The sequence below is a fragment of the Cryobacterium sp. M25 genome, from assembly GCF_002929635.1.
GTDB lineage: Bacteria > Actinomycetota > Actinomycetes > Actinomycetales > Microbacteriaceae > Cryobacterium > Cryobacterium sandaracinum.
Genome location: NZ_PJJU01000043.1, coordinates 47,622 through 68,224 on the forward strand (window position 1 = coordinate 47,622; position 20,603 = coordinate 68,224).

The 20,603-nt window shown below is 68.6% G+C and carries 18 protein-coding genes and 1 tRNA gene; 8 read left to right on the forward strand and 11 right to left on the reverse strand.

The annotated features are described in order from the left end of the window. Nucleotides 1-28: 28 nt before the first annotated feature. The 3 genes from CXY81_RS05240 to topA all read right to left on the reverse strand — a co-directional run bounded on the left by CXY81_RS05240 (nt 29) and on the right by topA (nt 5,197). The gene (locus CXY81_RS05240) at nt 29-1,192 is read right to left on the reverse strand and encodes a DNA polymerase III subunit delta' (protein ID WP_104194207.1); all 1,164 of its coding nucleotides are present in this window, start codon (nt 1,190-1,192) and stop codon (nt 29-31) included. A 319-nt stretch (nt 1,193-1,511) separates the two neighbouring features. Beyond that, a complete protein-coding gene (gene tmk / locus CXY81_RS05250) occupies nt 1,512-2,168 on the reverse strand; it encodes a dTMP kinase (RefSeq protein WP_233194001.1) in 657 nt (218 codons plus the stop codon). Next, nucleotides 2,165-5,197 (reverse strand): type I DNA topoisomerase, encoded by a 3,033-nt coding sequence (gene topA, locus CXY81_RS05255; protein ID WP_104194210.1) that lies wholly within the window; start codon nt 5,195-5,197, stop codon nt 2,165-2,167. The genes tmk and topA overlap by 4 nt, the downstream gene beginning before the upstream one ends. Nucleotides 5,198-5,335: 138 nt before the next feature. On the opposite strand from topA, the gene CXY81_RS05260 reads away from it, so the two are divergent. After that, complete coding sequence (locus CXY81_RS05260; RefSeq protein ID WP_104170787.1) at nt 5,336-5,575, forward strand: hypothetical protein; 240 nt, start codon at nt 5,336-5,338, stop codon at nt 5,573-5,575. A 34-nt stretch (nt 5,576-5,609) separates the two neighbouring features. Here the strand turns inward: CXY81_RS05260 and CXY81_RS05265 are convergent, their stop codons facing one another. From CXY81_RS05265 to CXY81_RS05285, 5 genes are all read right to left on the reverse strand, one after another. Beyond that, on the reverse strand, nt 5,610-5,996 hold the full coding sequence (locus CXY81_RS05265; protein WP_233194002.1) for an Rv3654c family TadE-like protein: 387 nt from the start codon (nt 5,994-5,996) through the stop codon (nt 5,610-5,612). Nucleotides 5,997-6,052: 56 nt separating this feature from the next. Continuing rightward, nucleotides 6,053-6,511 carry a TadE family protein gene (locus CXY81_RS05270; protein WP_104194211.1) on the reverse strand — a complete coding sequence of 153 codons (459 nt, stop codon included), beginning with the start codon at nt 6,509-6,511 and terminating at the stop codon, nt 6,053-6,055. Further along, nucleotides 6,492-6,761, reverse strand: coding sequence for a DUF4244 domain-containing protein (locus CXY81_RS17405; protein WP_104194212.1), 270 nt, complete (start codon nt 6,759-6,761; stop codon nt 6,492-6,494). Before CXY81_RS17405 ends, CXY81_RS05270 begins: the two co-directional genes overlap by 20 nt. A 112-nt stretch (nt 6,762-6,873) precedes the next feature. Further along, nucleotides 6,874-7,803 (reverse strand): type II secretion system F family protein, encoded by a 930-nt coding sequence (locus CXY81_RS05280; protein ID WP_233194003.1) that lies wholly within the window; start codon nt 7,801-7,803, stop codon nt 6,874-6,876. A 107-nt stretch (nt 7,804-7,910) separates the two neighbouring features. Beyond that, nucleotides 7,911-9,104 carry a TadA family conjugal transfer-associated ATPase gene (locus CXY81_RS05285; protein WP_104194213.1) on the reverse strand — a complete coding sequence of 398 codons (1,194 nt, stop codon included), beginning with the start codon at nt 9,102-9,104 and terminating at the stop codon, nt 7,911-7,913. Between the two features lie 440 nt (nt 9,105-9,544). Between CXY81_RS05285 and acs the strand changes: the two genes are divergently transcribed. Continuing rightward, nucleotides 9,545-11,500 (forward strand): acetate--CoA ligase, encoded by a 1,956-nt coding sequence (gene acs / locus CXY81_RS05290; RefSeq protein ID WP_104170784.1) that lies wholly within the window; start codon nt 9,545-9,547, stop codon nt 11,498-11,500. An 87-nt stretch (nt 11,501-11,587) separates the two neighbouring features. Here the strand turns inward: acs and CXY81_RS05295 are convergent, their stop codons facing one another. Both CXY81_RS05295 and CXY81_RS16025 read right to left on the reverse strand, forming a co-directional pair. Continuing rightward, nucleotides 11,588-12,058, reverse strand: coding sequence for a RidA family protein (locus CXY81_RS05295; protein ID WP_104194214.1), 471 nt, complete (start codon nt 12,056-12,058; stop codon nt 11,588-11,590). A 3-nt stretch (nt 12,059-12,061) separates the two neighbouring features. Continuing rightward, nucleotides 12,062-12,226 (reverse strand): DUF4177 domain-containing protein, encoded by a 165-nt coding sequence (locus CXY81_RS16025; protein ID WP_134342594.1) that lies wholly within the window; start codon nt 12,224-12,226, stop codon nt 12,062-12,064. A 50-nt stretch (nt 12,227-12,276) separates the two neighbouring features. Between CXY81_RS16025 and CXY81_RS05300 the strand changes: the two genes are divergently transcribed. From CXY81_RS05300 to CXY81_RS05325, 6 genes are all read left to right on the forward strand, one after another. After that, on the forward strand, nt 12,277-14,871 hold the full coding sequence (locus CXY81_RS05300) for a transglycosylase domain-containing protein (RefSeq protein WP_104194215.1): 2,595 nt from the start codon (nt 12,277-12,279) through the stop codon (nt 14,869-14,871). After that, nucleotides 14,868-15,851 (forward strand): metallophosphoesterase, encoded by a 984-nt coding sequence (locus CXY81_RS05305; RefSeq protein ID WP_104194216.1) that lies wholly within the window; start codon nt 14,868-14,870, stop codon nt 15,849-15,851. Before CXY81_RS05300 ends, CXY81_RS05305 begins: the two co-directional genes overlap by 4 nt. A gap of 80 nt (nt 15,852-15,931) precedes the next feature. After that, nucleotides 15,932-16,005, forward strand: a tRNA-Pro gene (locus CXY81_RS05310). Between the two features lie 146 nt (nt 16,006-16,151). After that, nucleotides 16,152-17,621 (forward strand): DHA2 family efflux MFS transporter permease subunit, encoded by a 1,470-nt coding sequence (locus tag CXY81_RS05315; protein ID WP_104194217.1) that lies wholly within the window; start codon nt 16,152-16,154, stop codon nt 17,619-17,621. Nucleotides 17,622-17,740: 119 nt separating this feature from the next. Then, a complete protein-coding gene (locus CXY81_RS05320; protein WP_104194218.1) occupies nt 17,741-18,226 on the forward strand; it encodes a VanZ family protein in 486 nt (161 codons plus the stop codon). A 537-nt stretch (nt 18,227-18,763) separates the two neighbouring features. After that, nucleotides 18,764-19,657 (forward strand): UTP--glucose-1-phosphate uridylyltransferase, encoded by an 894-nt coding sequence (locus CXY81_RS05325; protein ID WP_104194219.1) that lies wholly within the window; start codon nt 18,764-18,766, stop codon nt 19,655-19,657. Nucleotides 19,658-19,667: 10 nt separating this feature from the next. Here CXY81_RS05325 and CXY81_RS05330 read toward each other — a convergent pair whose 3' ends face one another. Then, nucleotides 19,668-20,474, reverse strand: a complete 807-nt coding sequence (locus CXY81_RS05330) for an HAD-IIB family hydrolase (protein ID WP_104194220.1) — start codon at nt 20,472-20,474, stop codon at nt 19,668-19,670. Nucleotides 20,475-20,603 lie beyond the last annotated feature (129 nt).

Consider the following 20,603-nt stretch of genomic DNA (forward strand, 5'->3'; position numbering starts at 1 on the left):
ATTCCCCTTTTCTGGGACGTGTTCTCGGTCACCGGCGGATTGCCGATACGAGCATGGCCTCGAGGGCCAGCGCAGGCGCCACGTTCGATTTGATCCGCTGCCGGGCTTGGGCGATCGCGTCCAGGGTGAACAGCGTGGCGGCGGGCGCACAGACGGCTCCCGCCGCCCGCACCTCCGTGAGGAGTTCCCGGTTGATGACGCTGATCTCCCGGCCGAGCTGCACCATGATCACGTCGCGGTACAGCGAGGTGAGGTCGACCAGGATGCGGTCGATCCCGTCGCGGAGGCTGCGGGTGGCCCTCCGCTTCTGGTCATCTTCGAGGGCCTTGATCTGGCTGCGCAGGCCGGGCGGGACCGACTGTCCCGGCTCGACGCCCAGGGAGCGCAACACGCCCTCACGCTCGGCGGCGTCGCGCTCGAGCGTGATCGCCTTCGCGTCGTCACCGGCGATGGCGAGCAGCCGGGCCGCCGCATTCACCGCCGCCGACACGCCGCGGATGCCGAGGGCCGCCCGCAGGGTCTCCTCGCGTCGCGCTCGCGCCTCGGGGTTCGTCGCCAGGCGGCGGGCCATGCCGATGTGGCTCTGCGCCTCCCGAGCGGCCCGTTCCGCGGTGGCCCGGTCGACACCGTCCCGGGCCACGAGCAGCTCGGCGACGTCGTCGATGCTCGGCACCCGCAACCGCACCGATCGCACGCGGGACCGGATCGTGGGCAGCAGGTCAGCCTCGCTGGGAGCGCAGAGGATCCACACGGTGCGCTCCGGCGGCTCTTCCAAAGCCTTGAGCAGAACGTTGGAGGTGCGCTCGACCATGCGATCGGCGTCTTCGACCACGACCACCCGGTAGCGGCCCACCGACGGTGAGTACTGCGAGCGCTTCACGGCCTCTTTGACCGAGTCCATCTTGATGATGACGCCCTCGGTGGAGAGCACGGTCAGGTCGGGATGCGTCCGGGCGTCAACCAGGCGGCGGGCGCTCTCGTCGCCGGCCTCGGTGCCGGGGCTGAGCAGCGCGGTCGCGAAGGCGAACGCAAGGTTGGAGCGGCCCGAACCGGGCGGCCCGGTGATCAGCCAGGCGTGCGTCATGGCCGACCCGGCGCGCGCCTCGGCGTCTCCGCCACTCGGACGTTCGGCCGCCGCGCGGAAGATCGCGATCGCTCTCGCCTGACCCGTCAGGCCATCCCACACAGTCATCGGACCAGAGTACCTTTCGTCGGTGACAGAGGGCTTAGAGCTCGTTTAGCCAGCGCCGTCCGCTGGTTGCGCCCCCGGCAGAGCCCGTCCAGTCGGCGCATTCCGACCAGCCGGCGCAGCACCGCGCCTGGTGCCGAACCAATTCGACGGAGATTTTGCCGAAAACGGCCGGTTTGGGGCCGAAAACGGGGTCCAGGGCCAAAATCTCCGTCGAATTCGCACGGCGCACGGCGCACGGCGAGCCCGCGCGTGAAACGGATGCCGCCGCAGCGGCGGGCCGCCGGGCCGCGGCGGCCTCGGACATCCGTTCACACCATCCCTAGAGCAGCGCGGCGACCCGGTCGCGGATGACGGCGGCGATCTCGGCCACCGGGCGCCCGGCGTCCACGACCAGAAACCGCTCCGGCTCGGCGTCGGCCAGGGCGAGGAACGCGGCGCGCACCCGGCGGTGAAAGTCGCTCTTCTCCGCCTCGAGTCGGTCGAAGGGCTTGTTCTCAGCGTCGAGGCGGCCGCGCGCCACGGTCTCGTCGAGGTCGAGCAGCACGGTCAGCGCGGGCAACAGTCCCTCCGCCGCCCAGAGCGACAGATCACGCACCGGGGTGGCGTCGAGCACCCGTCCGGCACCCTGGTAGGCCACGGATGAGTCCAGGTAGCGGTCCTGGATCACCACTTCGCCTCGGGCGAGCGCCGGCCGCACCGCGGTCGCGATGTGCTGGGCCCGGTCGGCGGCGTAGAGGAGCGCCTCGGCCCGCGGTGCGATCTCACCGCGGTGGTGCAGCACGATCTCACGGATGGCGCCGCCGACATCCGTTCCGCCGGGCTCGCGGGTGCGCAGCACGGTGCGCCCGCTCTGCCGGAGCCAGTCGGTGAGAAGCTCCGACTGGGTCGTCTTGCCGCACCCGTCACCACCCTCGAGGGTGATGAACAGCCCGGCAGCGGCGGGACCGGTCACGGCTTCCGGAGCTTCTCGGGTCACGACAGCGACGACGCCTGGGTCGCGGCCTTCGCGGCCTTCGCGGCCGCAGTGGCCGCCCGGGTCGCCGCAGCCTTGGCCGCCGTCGCGGCCTTCTGAGCCGGGGTGCGCAGAGCGCGCACCGTCGTGGTGGCACCCGACGGAGTCGGCTTTTTGACGGCCGACTTCCGAGCCGGGGCCTTCCTGACCGCCGCCTTCTTCGCCGGGGCCTTCTTGACCGCCGTCTTCTTGGCCGGGGCCTTCTTCGCCGGCGCCTTCTTGACGGCCGGGCCCTTGGCGCGCTTGTCGGCGAGCAGCTGCACGGCGCGGTCGAAGTCGACCTCCTCCACCGTCTCGGCTTTCGGGATGGTGGCGTTGGTGATGCCGTCGGTGACGTAGGCGCCGAACCGGCCGTCCTTGATCTTGACCGCCTTGCCGCTCTCGGGGTCGGGAGCCTCGAACTCCTTGAGCGCGCTCGACGCCCGCCGGGCGCCGTACTTGGGCTGGGCGTACAGGTCGACCGCACCGGCCAGATCGATCTCGAAGATCTGGTCCTCGCTGGTCAGTGACCGGGTGTCCACGCCCTTCTTGAGATACGGGCCGAACTTGCCGTTCTGGGCCGTGATCTCCGCGCCCGTCTCCGGGTCGAGGCCGACCACGCGCGGAAGGGCGAGCAAATGCAGGGCCGTGTCGAGGTCGATCGTGGCGAGGTCCATGGTCTTAAACAACGAGGCCGTGCGCGGTTTCATCGCGGCGACCTTCTTCGCCGAAGGCTTGCGCTTGGGCTTTGCGGCCGCGGCCGTCGTTTTGGTCGTGGAGGCAGCCTCGGCGGCGGCCGAATCGGCAAGCAGGGTCACCTCGCCGGTGACCGGGTCGATGGTCTCGCCGGGTTCGACGACCTCGACCTCGGGCTCCAGCTCGGTGACGTAGGGGCCGAACCGGCCGTCCTTCGCCACGATCCGCTTGCCGTTCTCCGGGTTCTCGCCGATCACGCGGTCGGTGATGACCGGCGCGTCGATGAGTTCGCGGGCTTTCGCCGGGGTCAGCTCGTCGGGGGCCAGGTTCGGCGGGATGTTCACCCGGCGCGGCGGGGCATCCGGTGCCGCGCCCGGGTCGATGACCTCGAGGTAGGGTCCGTACTTGCCGATGCGCAGGGTGATGTCGTCGCCGATGGGCATCGAGTTGATCGAGCGCGCATCGATCTCGCCGAGGTTGTCGATGACCTGGCGCAGGCCGCGGTGCTTGTCGGAACCGAAGTAGAAGCTGGTCAGCCAGTCCACCCGGTCGGCTTTGCCGTCGGCGATGCGGTCGAGGTCGTCTTCCATCTCGGCGGTGAAGTCGTATTCGACCAGGTCGGAGAAGTACTCCTCGAGCAGGCGAACGACGGAGAAGGCGATCCAGTTGGGCACCAGCGACTGACCGCGGGGGGTGACGTAGCCGCGCTCGGTGATCGTGGAGATGATCGACGCGTACGTCGAAGGGCGGCCGATGCCGAGCTCCTCGAGCTTCTTCACCAGGCTCGCCTCGGTGTAGCGGGCGGCCGGGGTGGTCTCGTGGCCCTTGGCTTCCACGTCGAGCAGGGTCAGCTTCTGGCCCTCTTCGAGCGGCGGCAGCTTGGACTCGGTGGCGTCGGTGGGTGCGTTGCGCTCCTCGTCACGGGATTCCTCGTAGGCCAGCATGAAGCCGCGGAACGTGATCACGGTGCCGCTGGCGGCGAATTCCGCAAGCACCCCGGATGTCGCGGGGTGCGTGGACGTGCCGGTCGGCCCGGCCGCGATGGTCACCGACGCGGTCGAGCCGGTCGCATCCGCCATCTGCGAGGCGACGGTGCGTTTCCAGATCAGGTCATAGAGCTTGAAGTCGTTGCCGCGCAGAGTGGATGCGAGCGCCGAAGGGGTGCGGAACGTGTCGCCGGACGGACGGATCGCCTCGTGCGCCTCCTGAGCGTTCTTGCTCTTGCCCTTGTACAGGCGGGGCTTGTCGGGCACCGTTTCGGGGCCGTAGAGCGCCGCCGCCTGGGTGCGCGCGGCCGTGATCGCCTGCTGCGACAGCGACGGCGAGTCGGTTCGCATATAGGTGATGTACCCGTTTTCGTAGAGCGACTGGGCCACGCTCATGGTCTGGCGGGCGGTGAAGCGCAGCTTGCGGGCCGCCTCCTGCTGCAGGGTCGAGGTGGTGAAGGGCGCGGCCGGGCTACGACGGTAGGGCTTGGCGGTCACCTTCGTCACGGTCAGGGCGACCGATGGTTCCTTGAGGGCGGTGGCCAGGGCGAGGGCGGATGCCTCGTCGAGCGTGACCGCCGTCACCTTGGGTTTCAGCCGGCCGAGGTCGTCGAAGTCGCCGCCGGAGGCGATGCGCTCTCCGCCCAAGCGCACGAGCTTCGACTGGAACGCGGAATCCGCCCGGGACGCGCCGGTAGCGAGCTGGGCGATGAGGTCCCAGTAGCCGGCCGACACGAACGCGAGGCGCTCGCGTTCGCGTTCGACGACGAGGCGGGTGGCCGCGGACTGCACGCGGCCGGCGGACAGGCCCGGGCCGACCTTGCGCCAAAGCACGGGGGAAATCTCGTAGCCGTAGATACGGTCGAGGATGCGCCGGGTCTCCTGCGCGTCGACGAGGGCGGTGTCGAGGTCGCGGGTGTTGTCCTTCGCCTGAAGGATGGCTTCCTTGGTGATTTCGTGGAAGACCATGCGCTTGACCGGCACCTTGGGCTGCAGGACCTGCAGCAGGTGCCAGGCGATGGCCTCGCCTTCGCGGTCCTCATCAGTTGCGAGCAGGAGTTCATCGGCGTTCTTCATGGCCCGTTTGAGTTCGGCCACGGTCTTCTTCTTCGCGTCGGACACGACGTAGTACGGCTCGAAACCGTTTTCCACGTCGACCGAGAACTTGCCGAGCGGACCCTTTTTCAGTTCGGGTGGCAGGTTCTTGGGCTCGATCAAGTCGCGAATATGGCCGACCGAGGACAAGACCTCGTAGCCGTCGCCCAGATACGCGGCGATCGATTTCATCTTCGTCGGCGATTCGACAATGACCAGCTTCTTAGTGCCTGGCACCAGACTCCTCTTTATAGGTACGGGTCCAAGTGGGCCATGGCACACCATACACACTTCAATATGGTGCCTGCCTAATCGACCACGCCGCGCGAGACCATTGGGGGTTGCCAGGCCTGCGCTGGCGGAGACAATTGGAGCATGGCGAATTCAGCGACGGGCACGTACACCGCGAAGCTCACGGACGGCCCCCTCCAAGGCAAGACAGTCACCACCCAGTTCCTGGAATCCGGCGATCCGCGGCCGCGACTCGAGATTCCTGCCGACGGCAACAAGCGCTACCTCTATCTACGCGGCTCCGGCCTCGAATTCGACTCCAGCAAATTCCCGGATCGACCCACCGCCGTGGACTACCGCTACATCGAGGCCCTCTTCGACTGAGCCGCCCGTGGCTTTCGCGCCCGCTGAGACGTGGTCAGCCGGCGGGGCCGCCGGGCGAATCGGGCGGCCCGGCCCGTGCCTGCGCGCCCAGCTCGAACCCGAGGTAGCCGCGCACCGCGGTCACCGATGCGATCAGCCCCTCCACCGTGCAGACGGTGACGGATGCCCCATTCAGCCTCGCGGCTTCGGCCGCCGCCGCGCAGGGAACGCCGGCCACGGCGCCCGAGGCGGTGTCGGCGGCGGCAAGCGCCGCGGCATCCGCTGCCCCCTGCACCGCCTGGCCGACCACCAGCGCGGCGAACAGCGGCAGCAGCACCGCCGTCAGGAGCATGACGGCGCCCAGCACCCCGACAGCAAGCACCGTGCCCGAGCCGCGCTCGGGTGCTGACCAGTGCCGCCGCCGCAGAGCCCGGCGAGTCACGGTCCGCCGCCGCACAGCCCGGGAAGTCAGGGTCCGGGACCTCCCCCGGCGGGGCCTCACCGGCCACCGCCGAGCGCGCAGGACCCGGCCCGGAGCGTGAGGCCGAAGGCCGCGAAAGCGCCGAACGAGCTCGGTGCGCGCAGGTTTACGCAGACGAACTCACCCCGGCGCTCCGGGGTCATCGAGGCCCCCTGCACCGCCCGCTGCACCAGCCCAGAGGCCCGGTCGACGCTGTCGCCGCGCGAGAGGGACCGGGCGGCGTCGGCCGCGGCATCCGTGAGGCGCACCTGCTGGCCGATCACCTGTAGGGCGCCCAGGCAGCAGGCGAGCACGAGCAGTACAGCCGGAACGACCGTCGCGAACTCGGCGGTGACGCTGCCGCGGTCGCGGGGGCGGTCCCTGGGGCCGGGGCGGCGCCGGGCGCGGCTTCGGGCGCTCGGGGCGTCGTCGGAGTGCCCGTCGGAGTGCCCTTCGGAGTGCCCTTCCGGCCGGCGGCTACCCCACGGAAAGCGCATTGCGCACCAGATCGGTCAGGATGCCGCGCACCTCGTCGCCGCGCAGGATGACGATCAGCAGGCCGGCGAATCCGACCGCCGCCATCGTGGCGACGGCGTATTCGGCGGTGGCTGCACCCGTCTCGGCGTGCAGGCCGCGCGGCAGCCGGAACCGGTCGGGGCGCGGAAGCCGGGGTGCCGGTGCCGCCTTGCGCAGAGAATCGTGGCCGAGGCCGAGGCCGAGGCCGGTGGTCGGTTCGATGGTGGGCATTCGTTCGTCTCCTTCTCGCGTCGGGCGACGCGGTGTGTGGGCGGCACGAGTGGTCTCAGACTGGCGCGGGCGAGGGCGGAACACCGACAGCCGCTCGCTTCGGTGCAGAACTTCAGAAAACGAGCACTGTGGACGAGAGGACGGTCATCAACAGCGGCAGAACTCCGATCAGCATGAATGCGGGCAGCACGCACACCCCGAGCGGGATCATGAGCGTGACCGCGAGGGTGGCGGCCCGGTGCTGGCCGTCGCTGCGGGCCTGCCGACGCAGCTGGTCGGCCTCGCTTCGCAACAGCTCCGCGGCGGGAACGCCGGCGCGCACCGACAGAGCGAGCACCCGGTCGATGCTGGCCGCCGAGTCCGCGCGGTGCAGGGCGAACCGCTCTGCCGCCGCGTCGACCAGGGTCCGGGCGCGGTCGACGGAGCCGCCGCCGGTCATGGCGATGGCGGTGAGGTCCAGTTCGAGCCCGGGGGTCGGGTCCCGTGCCCGGGCGGAGTGCACGAGCCGCCGGTTCCAGAGGTCCGCCGCCAGCATGAGGGCGCCGCCGCCGGCGAGGCAGGCCCAGCCGGGTGCGGTGAGGAACAGCGTCTGCAGCGTGTTGAAGCCCAGAAGGCTGCCGAACAGCACACCGACGACCGGCAGGAACGCGACCATCCGTGCCGTGGCGCTCGGGCCGGCGAGCGCCACGGCGAGGTCGGCGTGCAACTGGCCGAGGTCTCGGAAGGATGACGCCAGTTGCCGCAGGCAGGAGGCCAGCGGCGCTCCGGCCTGGGTGGCCACCTGCCAGGCCGCGGCGAGGCCCAGCCAGGCGGCGCCGATCTGGCCGCCAAGTGCGCGGGCCTCGGCGGCCACGGCGTCGGCGATGTTGTCGCCGCGGCGCCCGGCGTCGGCCGCCACCCGGATGATCTGTGCCCCCGAAGAGGGCGGTGTCGGCGACAGGGACTTTTCGCCGACGGGGTGCGAAGCGACGGGTTCGAGGTAGGCCCACGCGGATGCCGGGGAGACGCCGGCGGCGAGGAGAACCGCGATGCGTTGGGTCACCTGCGCCACCTCCTCGATGGCCGGGCTGGCCGGACCGTGCCGCCGTTTCACGCCGAGCCACGTGCCGAGTCTCCTGCCGACTCTCCTGCCGAGTCTCGTGCCGACTCTCATTCCGACTCTCCAGTCTCGGCGGGCGCGGCGGCCCGCCGCCCGTGTGTGCGGACCGGTCTGGGCGGTCCGGACTCCCCCAGAGCCCAGCGGTTCCCCGGGGTCGCGGCGATCACCAGCAGGCGATCCCGGGCGTCCAGCACGAACCGGCCGAGCGGGGCGAGCCGGCGGCGGCCCTCGCGGCGCTCGAGGTGCAGCACCAGCCCGATCGCGCTCACCGCCTGCCGGGCCACCGCTTCCGGACTCAGTCCGGCGAGAGCGCCGAGGGCCTCGAGTCGGGCCGGAACGTCGCGCAGGGAGTTCGCGTGCAGGGTGCCGGCGCCGCCGTCGTGGCCGGTGTTGAGCGCGGCCAGCAGCTCCCGGATCTCGGCACCGCGGCATTCGCCGAGCACCAGCCGGTCGGGGCGCATCCGTAACGCCTCGCGCAGGAGACTCTCCAGGCCGATTCGGCCGGCCCCCTCGAGGTTCGGCTGCCGGGCCTCGAGCGCCACGACATGCGGGTGGTCGATACGCAGTTCGGCGACGTCCTCGATGGCCACGATGCGTTCCTCAGGCGGTGCCTCGCCCAGCAGCGCCGCGAGCAGGGTGGTCTTGCCGCTGCCGGCGGCTCCCGTGATGAGCAGGTTCTCGCGCCGGTGCACGGCCGCGCGCAGCCGGTCGGCGACGGCGACGGATGCCTCCCCCACCCCGAACAGACCCCCGGCGGCGAGCGCGGCGAGGCTCAGCCGCTCGGCGCGAGGTAGCCGGATGGACAGCAGCGTGCCCGTGCTCGACGCCGGCGGCAGCACCGCATGCACCCGGATGCCGTCGGACAGCCGCACATCGACGCAGGGGCTGGCCTCGTCGATGTGGCGCCCGCCGAGGGCGATCAGGCGCACCGCCAGTTCCCGCACAGCCGGTTCCGGGCAGCTCCACTGCGGGGCGTGCAGCAGTCCGTGGCCGGCATCCACCCACAGCCCGGCGGCGCCGTTGACGAACAGATCGGTGACTTCGCCGTCGGCGGCGAACTCGGCGAGCGGGCCGAGCACGGACACGTCGAGGGGCCGGATCGCCGGAAGCACACCGGGGCTGAGCACACCGGGGCTGAGCGCACCGGGCGGCCGGGCATCCGTGCGGCGGTCGGGAGCGCCGGCGGGAGGGCGGGCAGGCACGGACCTGCCATACGACGGGACGGCGACGAACGGCTCGGGCATGCCCCGACGTTAGATCGGCGGTGGAAGCGCATCCGGCCCCTGCGCCGGATCGAGGAGAACCCGGGCCGACCGCCGGCTGGGGAGGACCGGGACGCACCACCGCGAAAAGCCACCGGTTAAAAAAAGGGGGGGCGGCACCTATTGGGGGGAACAGGTGCCGCCTCGGCAGTGCGCTGATTGGGGGGAACCAGACACACCGCAGGTCAAAACTTTCGTTCAGACGATATTCAATGTACAAGGGGAATTACGGATGCGCAAGTCCCCCGTGTCCTCATAAATGAGGACACGGAACCCGGGCGCCTGATGAGACCACAATTGGGGGTGGGAACTCACCGCAATTCCGCGCAACCTGGGCGACACATGTCGCCGTGTAGGGTTCAGGAGGGGGCTGGGTTAACGCGCCCGATACACGCAGCGCATCGCAAAGGAGCGACATACGTATGAGCGTCAAGATCGATAACCTTCTCCATGAATCCCGCAGATTCCCGCCGACACCGGAATTTGCCGCACAATCCATCGCGAAGCCGCAGATCTATCAGGACGCCGCGGACGACCGTTTGAAATTCTGGGCTGATCAAGCCCGCGAGCTTCTGCACTGGCACAAGCCGTTCACAAAAACACTGGACTGGACCAATCCACCGTTCGCCAAATGGTTCGAAGACGGCGAATTGAACGTGGCCTGGAACTGCCTCGACCGGCACGTGCTGGCCGGCAACGGCGACCGGGTCGCGCTGCACTTCGAGGGTGAGCCGGGAGACTCCCGCGACATCACATATGCCGAGCTCACTGCCGAAGTGAAGCGTGCTGCGAATGTGCTGACAAAACTCGGCGTGAATGCCGGGGATCGCGTCGCGATCTACCTGCCGATGATCCCGGAGGCCGTCATCTCGATGCTCGCCGTGGCCCGCATCGGCGCCGTGCACTCGGTCATCTTCGGCGGTTTCAGCGCCGAAAGCCTCCGTTCGCGCATCGATGACGCCAGCGCCGTGCTCGTGATCACCGCCGACGGCGGTTACCGCAAGGGCAAGGCGTCCGCTCTCAAGCCGGCCGTCGACGCGGCTCTGGAGGGCGGCGAGACCACCGTGCGCAACGTGCTGGTGGTCAAGCGCACCGACGGCTTCGTGGAGTGGTTCGACCGCGACCTGTGGTGGCACGATGAGCTCGCCTCGGTCGCGGGAGAGCATGAGGCGCTGGGCTTCCCGGCCGAGAACCCGCTGTTCATCCTCTACACGTCCGGCACCACCGGCAAGCCCAAGGGCATCCTGCACACCACCGGTGGCTACCTCACGCAGGTGGCGTTCACCCACAAGAACGTGTTCGACCTGCACCCCGAGACGGATGTCTACTGGTGCACCGCCGACGTCGGCTGGATCACCGGCCACAGCTACGTGGTCTACGGCCCGCTCGCCAACGGCGCCACCCAGGTGCTCTTCGAGGGCACCCCGGACACCCCGCACCCCGGCCGGTGGTGGGAAATCGTTGAGAAGTACAAGGTGAGCATCCTGTACACGGCGCCCACGGCCATCCGTACCTTTATGAAGCTGGGTCGCCAGATCCCGCAGGGCTTCGACCTGACCAGCCTGCGCCTGCTCGGTTCGGTGGGCGAGCCCATCAACCCGGAGGCGTGGATGTGGTATCGCGAGGTCATCGGCGGCAATGTCGCGCCGGTGGTCGACACCTGGTGGCAGACCGAGACCGGCGCGATCATGATTTCCGCCCTGCCCGGCGTGACGACGACCAAGCCCGGATCGGCGCAGAGCCCGATCCCCGGCGTCGTGATCGACGTGCTCGACGACGAGGGAAACCACGTGGGCCGCGACAACGGTGGCCTGCTCGTGGTGACCGAACCGTGGCCGTCGATGCTGCGCGGCATCTGGGGTGACCCGGAGCGCTTCAAGGAGACGTACTGGGAGAAGTTCGGTTCGGAGAATCCGCGCTACTTCGCCGGTGATGGCGCCCGCCTCGACCGTGACGGTGAGATCTGGCTGCTCGGCCGGGTCGACGACGTGATGAACGTGTCGGGGCACCGTCTGTCCACGGCCGAGATCGAGTCGTCGCTGGTGGCGCACCCGATGACCGCCGAGGCGGCCGTGGTCGGCGCGCACGACGACACGACCGGCCAGGCGGTGGTGGCGTTCGTCATCATCAAGTACAGCCACCTGGAGGAGTCCTCGCACGCGGACATCCAGGCCGTGCTGCGGGCGCACGTGTCCCAGCAGATCGGTGCCATCGCGAGGCCCCGCCAGATCTTCATCGTGAGCGAGCTGCCGAAGACGCGCTCGGGCAAGATCATCCGGCGTCTGCTGCAGGATGTCGCGGAGGGCCGCGAGGTCGGCGACACCACCACCCTCGCTGACACCTCGGTGATGACGGCGATCATGTCCACCCTGAAGTAACCAGCGTCTAACCAATTCGTTCGGGCACGCACCCGAGTAGACACACGAAAGCGGGCAGGCCCAGTGGGCCTGCCCGCTTTCTGGGGCTCAGGCGAAGGAGACGATGAGCTCCAGCTCGACCGGGGAATCCAGCGGCAGCACGGCGACGCCGACGGCCGAGCGGGCATGCACGCCCCGGTCGCCGAAGATCTCGCCGAGCACCTGGGAGGCACCGTTGACGACACCGGGCTGGCCGGTGAACGACGGGTCGGATGCGACGAAGCCGGTGACCTTGACGACCTGCGTGACTCGGTCCAGCGATCCGATCGCGGCCTGGATGGCGGCAAGCGCGTTGAGCGCGCACTGCCGGGCGTAGTCATGGGCGTCGGCGGCCGGCACGAGTCCGTGGCCGTCGCCGACCTTGCCGGTGGCCGGCAGCGCCCCCGAGATCATCGGCAGCTGACCGCTGGTGAACACCAGCGAGCCGGAGACCACGGCCGGCACATAGGTGGCCACGGGCGGCACGACGCTCGGCAGCTCGATGCCGAGCTCGGCCAGTCGGGCAGCGATCTGCGCCACGCCTCAGGCTCCTTCGGTGGCGACGGGGCGCTTGAGGTAGGCGACAAGCCCACCCTCGGGTCCGGGAACGACCTGCACGAGCTCCCAGCCCTCCGAGCCCCAATTGTTTAAAATAGCAGCTGTGTTGTGAATCATCAGCGGCGTCGTAAGGTACTCCCAGGCAGGCATAAGGCTCCGATTCAGGCGGTTTTTCAGATTTAGCACTTAGTCTCAATAGTATGTCTGCCAAAAATCGTACGGTTAGTGGAGCGCTCGGCGGGTTCCTCGGTTTCGTCGGGATGAGCGCCGTGGCCGGCGTCCTCGTCGCCGCCGCTGTCACCCCCGCTCTGGCCCTCTCCGGCATGACAGCCACGAACACGATCAACATGTTCGAGAGCCTCCCCGACTACCTCGCGATCGACCAGCTGGCGCAGAAGAGCAACATCTACGCGACCAACGCCGACGGCAGCCCCCTGCTCCTGGCCTCGTTCTACGATCAGAACCGGGTGGAAGTCGAGTGGGACGCGATCAGCCCGTTCGTGAAGGATGCCGTGATCGCGGGCGAGGACCCCCGCTTCTATGAGCATGGCGGCATCGACCTCGAGGGCACCGTCAAGGGCGTCGTGAGCACCGTGGCCACTGGCACCGCGCGCGGCGGCTCCTCGATCACCCAGCAGTACGTGAAAAACGTGCAGGTGCAGAAGTGCGAGGCTCTGGCCGACGAAAAGAAGCGCATGAGCTGCTACGACACGGCCACGGAGACCACCCCCGACCGCAAGCTCAAGGAGATGCGCCTCGCCATCGGCGTGGAGAAGCAGTACGCGAAAGACGACATCCTTCGCCAGTACCTGAACATCACCGGTTTCGGCGGCACGGTCTACGGCATCGAATCGGCCGCCAACTACTACTACAACACCACCGCCGCGGGCCTTTCACTGGCGCAGGCGGCGAGCCTGGTGGCGATCGTGAACAACCCGGTCAAGTTCCAGCTCGACAACCCGGACAGCGAAACCAACGGCGTCGCCAACGGGTATGCCGCCAACAAGGAACGCCGCGACTACATCTTGGGCGAGATGCTCAAGTATCAGAAGATCACCCAGGAAGACCACGACGCCGCCCTGGCCACCGTGATCGAGCCGACCATCACGGAACCCAGCACCGGGTGTGCGACAGCCGGCGGCAGCGCCTACTTCTGCAGCCTGGTCGTCAACACCCTGCAGAATGACCCCTCCTTCGGCGAAGACGAAGTCACCCGCATGGCCAACTTCCGTCGCGGCGGCTACGAGATCTACACCACGCTCGACCTCGACCTGCAGAACGCCGCCGAGACCACCATGAAGAAGCACGTGCCGAAGCAGTACGGGGACTGGGACGTGGGCGGTGTGATCACCAGCGTCGAGGTGGGCACCGGCCGAGTGCTGGCCATGACCCAGAACAAGGATTACAGCCAGGACCCGGCCGTGACCGAGAACAACAACGACTACACGGGCATCAACTACAACACCAACTACAACGAGGGCGGCTCGCTCGGGTTCCAGCCCGGCTCGACCTACAAGGTCTTCACCCTGGCCGAGTGGCTGACCCAGGGGCACACGCTCAACGAGCGCGTCGACTCCCGCCGCAAGAGCGACTGGGGCGTGTTCAAGAACAGCTGTGAAGGCAACCAGAGCTATGTCTTCAACCCCAAGAACGACGCGAACGAGCCCGGCAACAACTACAGCGCGCTGCAGTCGACGATCGACTCCATCAACACCGGCTTCATCGGCATGGCGAAGAAGCTGGACCAGTGCGGCATCGCCACGATGGCCAACTCCTTCGGAGTGGGCCGCGCCGACCTGAAGCCTCTCGAACAAGGTCCCTCGGCCGTGCTCGGCACGAACGAGGTCGCGCCGCTCAGCATGGCCATCGCCTTCGCCGGCATCGCCAACAACGGCCTCAGCTGCAGCCCGATCGTGATCGACCGGATCGTCGGCGGGGACGGCACCGACATGACCCCGCCGCAGACCAAGTGCACCCAGGCGGTCACCCCTGAGGTCGACGCCGGCATGACGTATGCCATGCAAAAGGTGATGACCGAAGGCTCGGGACGCGCGTCGAATTCCGCGACCTCCCCGAGGGTGCCGATGATCGGCAAGACCGGAACCACCGACGGCAACAAGGACACCTGGATGAGCGGCGCGAGCAGCAAGGTCGCCACGGTGATCGGCGTCGTCAGCGTCACCGGCGACATCAACCAGCGTCTCGTGGACGACTGGGAGGGCGGCACGGCCGCCACCGCCCGTCACCGCATGTGGCCGGAGGTGATGAGCGTCGCGAACGCGAAGTACGGCGGAGACGCCTTCGCCGAGGCATCCAACAAGGTGCTGCAGGCCGTTCAGATTCCGGTCCCCGACCTGCGCGGCAAGTCGATGAGCGAAGCCACCTCCACCCTGACCTCGGCCGGCTTCGACGTGGTCGACGGCGGCGTGACCGACTCCGAGATGCCCGCCGGCACCGTGGCCCGCACCGACCCGGCCGGCGGCAACAGCGCCAGCCGCGGCTCGACCGTGACCGTCTACTCCAGCAACGGTGTGCTCAAGATCGTGCCCGATGTCGTGGGCAAGACCGAGGCCGAAGCTACCTCCACCCTGGCGGGCTTCAGCATCGCCAAGCAGGAGCAGGACGTCACCGATCCGAAGCAGGTCGGCACGGTGCTCTCCATGACACCGACCGCCGGCTCCGGCGCCGCGGCGGGCAGCGCCGTCACGATCGTGGTCGGCAAGCTTGCCGCCGGCGCGAAGCCCGACGCGAAGCCCGACGCGAAACCCGACGCGAACGGCGGGGGCAACGGATGACGCGCGCCAACTCCGCAGGCACCTCCTTGGCCGTCAGCGCCGGGGTGGTAGCCGCGGCCGGAGTCGTCGCGTTCGCCTGGGGCTCTCTCGTGGAGCGCCGCATGTTCACCCTCCGCGAGGTTCTCGTTCCGGTGCTCGCGCCGGGATCCGCCCCGATCAAGGTGCTGCACCTCTCCGACCTGCACATGGCACCGTGGCAGCGGGATAAACAGGACTGGGTGCGCGGCTTGGCCGACCTCGAGCCGGACCTGATCGTGAACACGGGCGACAACCTCGGTCACGCCGACGGCATTTCCGGGATCGAGTATGCCCTCGAACCGTTCCGCGGCATTCCGGGCATCTTCGTCAACGGATCGAACGACTACTACGGGCCGCAGTTGAAGAACCCGATGCGGTATTTCCGTACCCCGTCGACGCTTCGCTCGGCGTTTCACGAGAAGCTCGACATCGCCCACCTGCACCGGGTGTTCGGCGACCTCGGCTGGATCGACCTCGACAACGCGGCAGCCGCGCTCGACATCAACGGCACCCACCTGGAGCTGTTCGGGGTGGACGACCCGCACATCGGGCTCGACCGCCTCGACCTGATCACCCGGGCGATCGACGACCTGCGCGCGAACGACCCGTTGTCGGAGGAGCACTGGCCCGACCCCGAGGAGGCGACCCCGCCGCGGTCGACGCTCACGGTGGGCGTCGTCCACGCGCCCTACCAGCGGGTGCTCAACTCGTTCGTCAACCATGGCGCCCAGCTGATCCTGGCCGGGCACACGCACGGCGGGCAGGTGTGCGTTCCCCGGTACGGCGCCCTCGTCACCAACTGCGACATCCCGCGCAAGCAGGTCAAGGGCCTCAGCCTCTGGGACTCCGGACTGCACACCTCGTACCTCAACGTGTCCGCAGGGCTCGGCACGTCGATCTACGCGCCGGTGCGGTTCGCCTGCGCGCCGGAGGCGACCCTGCTCACGCTGACGGCGGCGTAGCGGGGGTCTCGACAGGCTCGGCGCCGGATGGTCGTTGTAGGGCATCCGGGGGGTTATACTTGTCAAGGCTTACGGGCCATCGGGGTATGGCGCAGCTTGGTAGCGCGCGTCGTTCGGGACGACGAGGTCGCAGGTTCAAATCCTGTTACCCCGACAGATATGCAAAACCCTCACTCTTCGGAGTGGGGGTTTTGTAGTTGGTGTTTGGTGTTTGGTAGTTGGTGTTTGGTAGTTGGTGTTCGGTAGTTGGTGTTTGGTGCGGCCGGGGCGGCGCGGCCAGAAGCGCGAGAGGATCATGTCATGACCGATTCCAGCCCGGGTCTCCCCGCACCTGTCGCTATCCCACGGCATGCCTGGCAGGCCCTGATCGTGCTGCTGGCCGGCATGTTCATGGCGCTGCTCGACACCACGATCGTGAATGTGGCGCTTCCGACCATCCGTACCAGCCTGGATGCCTCGGAGGCCACCCTCTCCTGGATCATCTCCGGCTACGCGCTCGCCTTCGGGATCGCGCTGATCCCGGCCGGGCGGCTCGGCGACCGCGTCGGCCACAAGTGGGTCTTCTTCACCGGTCTGCTGCTGTTCACCCTGGCCAGCCTCGCTTGCGGGCTCGCGCAGAACGATCTGCAGCTGATCATCGCCCGGGTCGTGCAGGGGCTTGCCGGCGGCATGTTCGTGCCGGCCGTGACCGCTGTGATCCAGCTTCTGTTCCCGCCCATCACCCGCGGCAAGGCGTTCGCGATCATGGGCACGGTGATCGGCGTATCCACGGCGCTCGGCCCGATCATCGGCGGCCTGATCATCGAGGCCTTCGGCGACGAGAACGGATGGCGCCTGGTCTTCTGGGTCAACCTGCCGATCGGCATCATCGCCCTCGTCGCGGCGGCGATCCTGTTGCCGGCCGGCTCCGAACGTGCCCCGGGCACCCCGAGCGGCGGCATCGACTGGGTGGGCCTGCTGCTGATCTCCGGCGGGCTCGTGGCGCTGCTCGTTCCCCTGATCGAGGGCGAGGATCAGGGCTGGCCGCTCTGGACCTACCTGACCCTGGCGGCGGGGGCGCTGTTGATTGTGGCATTCGGCTTCTGGGAGGTGGCGTACACCCGGTGGGGCAAGAGCCCGCTGGTGCCGCCGCGGCTGTTCCGGCATCCGGCGTTCACCGGCGGCATCGTGCTCGCCCTGGTCTACTTCGCCGCGTTCACCAGCATCTTCTTCACCATTTCGATCCTCTGGCAGGCCGGCCTCGGGCACACCGCCCTCGAGTCGGGGCTGGTATCGATCCCATTCGCGATCGGAACCATCATCGGCGCCTCGCAGAGCAACCGGCTGGCGCAGCGGCTCGGCCGCACCGTGCTGATCATCGGCGTGTCCCTGGTCACCATCGGCCTGGTCTGGGTCTGGCTCGCCCTGCTCCTGATCGGCCCGGCGATCACCAACTGGGAGCTGCTGCCGCCGCTGCTGATCGCGGGTCTCGGCAGCGGATTCTTCATCGCGCCGAACGCCCAGTTCATCGTGGCGACCGTGGACCGCTCCGAGGCCGGTGCGGCCAGCGGCGTGGTCGGCGTGATGCAGCGGGTCGGCAGCGCCGTGGGCATCGCCGTGATCGGCAGCGTTTTCTTCGGCACGCTGGTCGTGGCCGGCCCCGGTGCGGAGGCCGTCGCCGCCGGCTTCACCGACAGCGCCACCGCGGCGATGGGCGTGAGCGCCGCGTTCAGCGTGCTGGCACTGCTGCTCGTCTTCGTGCTGCCGAAGCGGGTGTCGGCCGGGCGGTAGGGGCTCGGCCTGCAACTCGCCCCCGCGCACGCACGCGTCTAGGGTAGGTAGATCGACAGTGTTGCGGTCAGGTCCCGGCGCCGTCGGTTCGCCGACCGTGACGTACCGGGAGGCGAGACATGACCGACGCGAGTCGCACTCTCCCGCCGACACCGCCGGGCCCTCCCGCGGCGGGCGGAGCCGCGCACACCCGGCTGCGTCGGTGGGCGCCTTGGCTCATGCTCGCCTATCTGGTCGCGCTGGCCTTCATCGCGTTCTGGCCGGTGCCGGTCGACCGGGCGGCGTACGACTCACTGCTGGCCCTTATCGATTGGCTGCAGGAATACGGCGCGCCGGGCTGGGTGCGCTACAGCCTGGTCGAGTTCATCGCCAACATCGCCCTGTTCGTGCCGGTCGGCCTGTTCGTCGTGCTCGTGGCCGGCGCACGACGGTGGTGGCTGGCCGTGCTGGTCGGGTTCGCGGCGAGCTGCACCATCGAACTCGGGCAGCTGATCTTCCTTCCGGACCGCTTCGCCACCCTCGCCGATGTGGTCGCAAACACGGTTGGGGCCGCCGTCGGCGGGGTGCTCGGGCTGGTTCTGTTGCGCGGCGGCCGCGGGCGCTGACGGGGACTGCAGGTCGGGTACGGGTGTGCGCCGGGGTGCCCGTCGGCACTCGCACGTGCTTTTTCTGTGGCTAACTCAGGAGATCCGGGATAGGCCTCGGTATCCGTTGCGTAATTCCGGGGGCGCAAGCCGCAGCCGGCCCGGTTTTCCTGAGTTAGCCCCCTCCGGGCGCGCATAACTCCTGCAGATTCTGACGGATGTGCCCGATTCGGCCTGGCGTGACCCTCCGGCCGCGAATTGCAGGAGTTATACCAGCTGAGGCACCGGGCACCGGGCTCACAGGTGGCTAACTCAGGAGATCTGGGCTGGATGTCCGGCACAGCCCCCGGAAACCCGGCGCAACGGATGACTGTGGCCGGGTTTCTCCTGAATTAGCCGCAGCTGCCAGCCCGACCCAGGGGTACGGCAAGGCGGCACAGAGCGGGCGGCAGGTGACCTCACGGGCAGTGGCCGGTGGCCGAGACAGATCACGGCGCCAGACCGAAAGATCCGCGGTGGGAGATGCGGCGGCAACACTGCGCCCTTAGTCTGAGTCTCATGAGCTCCGAGATTACCAAGGCCGTCATTCCCGCGGCAGGACTGGGAACACGCTTCCTGCCGGCGACCAAGGCCATGCCGAAGGAAATGCTTCCCGTCGTCGACAAGCCCGCGATCCAGTACGTGGTCGAGGAGGCAGCCGCGGCCGGCCTGACCGACCTGCTGATGGTGACAGGGCGGCATAAGAACGCGTTGGAGAACCACTTCGACCGCATGACCGAGTTGGAGTCGCTGCTCGAGAAGAAGGGCGACCACGACCGCCTGGCGAAGGTGCGGCACCCCACCCGGCTGGCCGACATCCACTACTTGCGCCAGGGCGACCCGCTCGGACTCGGTCATGCGGTGCTACGCGCGAAGATGCACGTCGGCGACGAGCCGTTCGCGGTGCTGCTGGGTGATGACCTGATCGACATCCGTGACCCGTTGCTGGCCCGGATGCTGGTGGAGCAGGGCGCGCGCAACGCCAGCATCGTGGCGCTGATGGAGGTCGATCCGTCGCAGATCCACCTCTACGGCTGTGCCGCGATCGAGCCCACCGACGACCCCGACGTGGTGCGCGTGACCGGGCTCGTGGAGAAGCCCAGCGCCGCGGATGCCCCGTCGAACCTGGCCATCATCGGCCGCTATGTGCTGCGTCCGGAGGTGTTCGACGTGCTCGAGCACACCCTGCCGGGCAAGGGCAACGAAATTCAGCTCACGGATGCGCTGCAGGAGCTTGCGACGACCCCGGATGCGACGGGTGGCGTGTTCGGAGTGATCTTCCGCGGCCGCCGCTATGACACCGGCGACCTCCTGAACTACATCAAGGCGGTCCTGCGGCTCGCCGTGGATCGCGAGGACCTCGGGCCGGACCTGCGGCCGTGGTTGCAAGATTTCGTCGCGGGGTTCGACTGAGCGGAATCCGTCAGGCGGAGGCAGTGGCAGCGGCAGAGGCTGCAGCAGAGGCGGCGGCCTCGAGCTGAGGGATCAGCGTTTCGAGGAACGCAGCTGTGTCTTCCCAGCCTCCCACGGCGACGCATTCGACACCGAGCACCTTGACCGGGTAGTCGTTGCCGTTTTCGTCGAGGCGGTCGCCGACGAACAGCATGTCGTCGAGGGGAACGCCGGTGAGGGCGGCGAGCTTGAGCATGCCGTAGGCCTTGTCGATGCCGCGACGGGTGATGTCCACCGAGGTGGAGCCGCCGGAGCGCACCTCGAGGTCGGGCAGTAGCCCCTGCACGGCTTCGCGCAGGGTGTTCTTCTTCTCACCCGTTGGGTCCCACGCGACTTTGGCGGCCACCGGGGCGGCCTGGCCGAGGGCGGAGAAGGTGATCTGCGAACCGCGGTCCTCGAGGATCGGACCCCACGTGTCGCTCTCCCAGTAGCCGAGTGAACGCGCGGAGATCTCGACGGCGGCGAGAGCATCCGTCTTCTCGGCGTCGGTCAGGTATTCGGCGTAGATCTGGGTCCAGGAACCCTCGACGTGGCGGTAGTACTGGGTGCCGCAGGTGGGCATCAAATGCAGGCGCGAAAGGATGTCGTCACTCACGGCCTCGAGGTTGTCGATCAGCTGCATGTGGAACTGGGCGATCTGCCCGCCGGAGATCACGCACACCTCCACAACGCCGAGCAGGCTGACCAAGAGTTCCGCCATGCGCGGGTCGAGCGGCGATTTGGAGGCGGCAAGCGTGTCATCGAGGTCGAAGGCCACCAGGCGGGGAAGTGTCGTCATGTGAGTTGTGGTTCCTTTGTGTTGACTCGGAACCGTAGTCGTGGCCCGGAGCTTGACGTCACCCATGCGCGACACCCTCGAAAAGTCTACAGCGAGCCCTGCTTGTCGAGCCGGGGCAGGGTGCGGGGC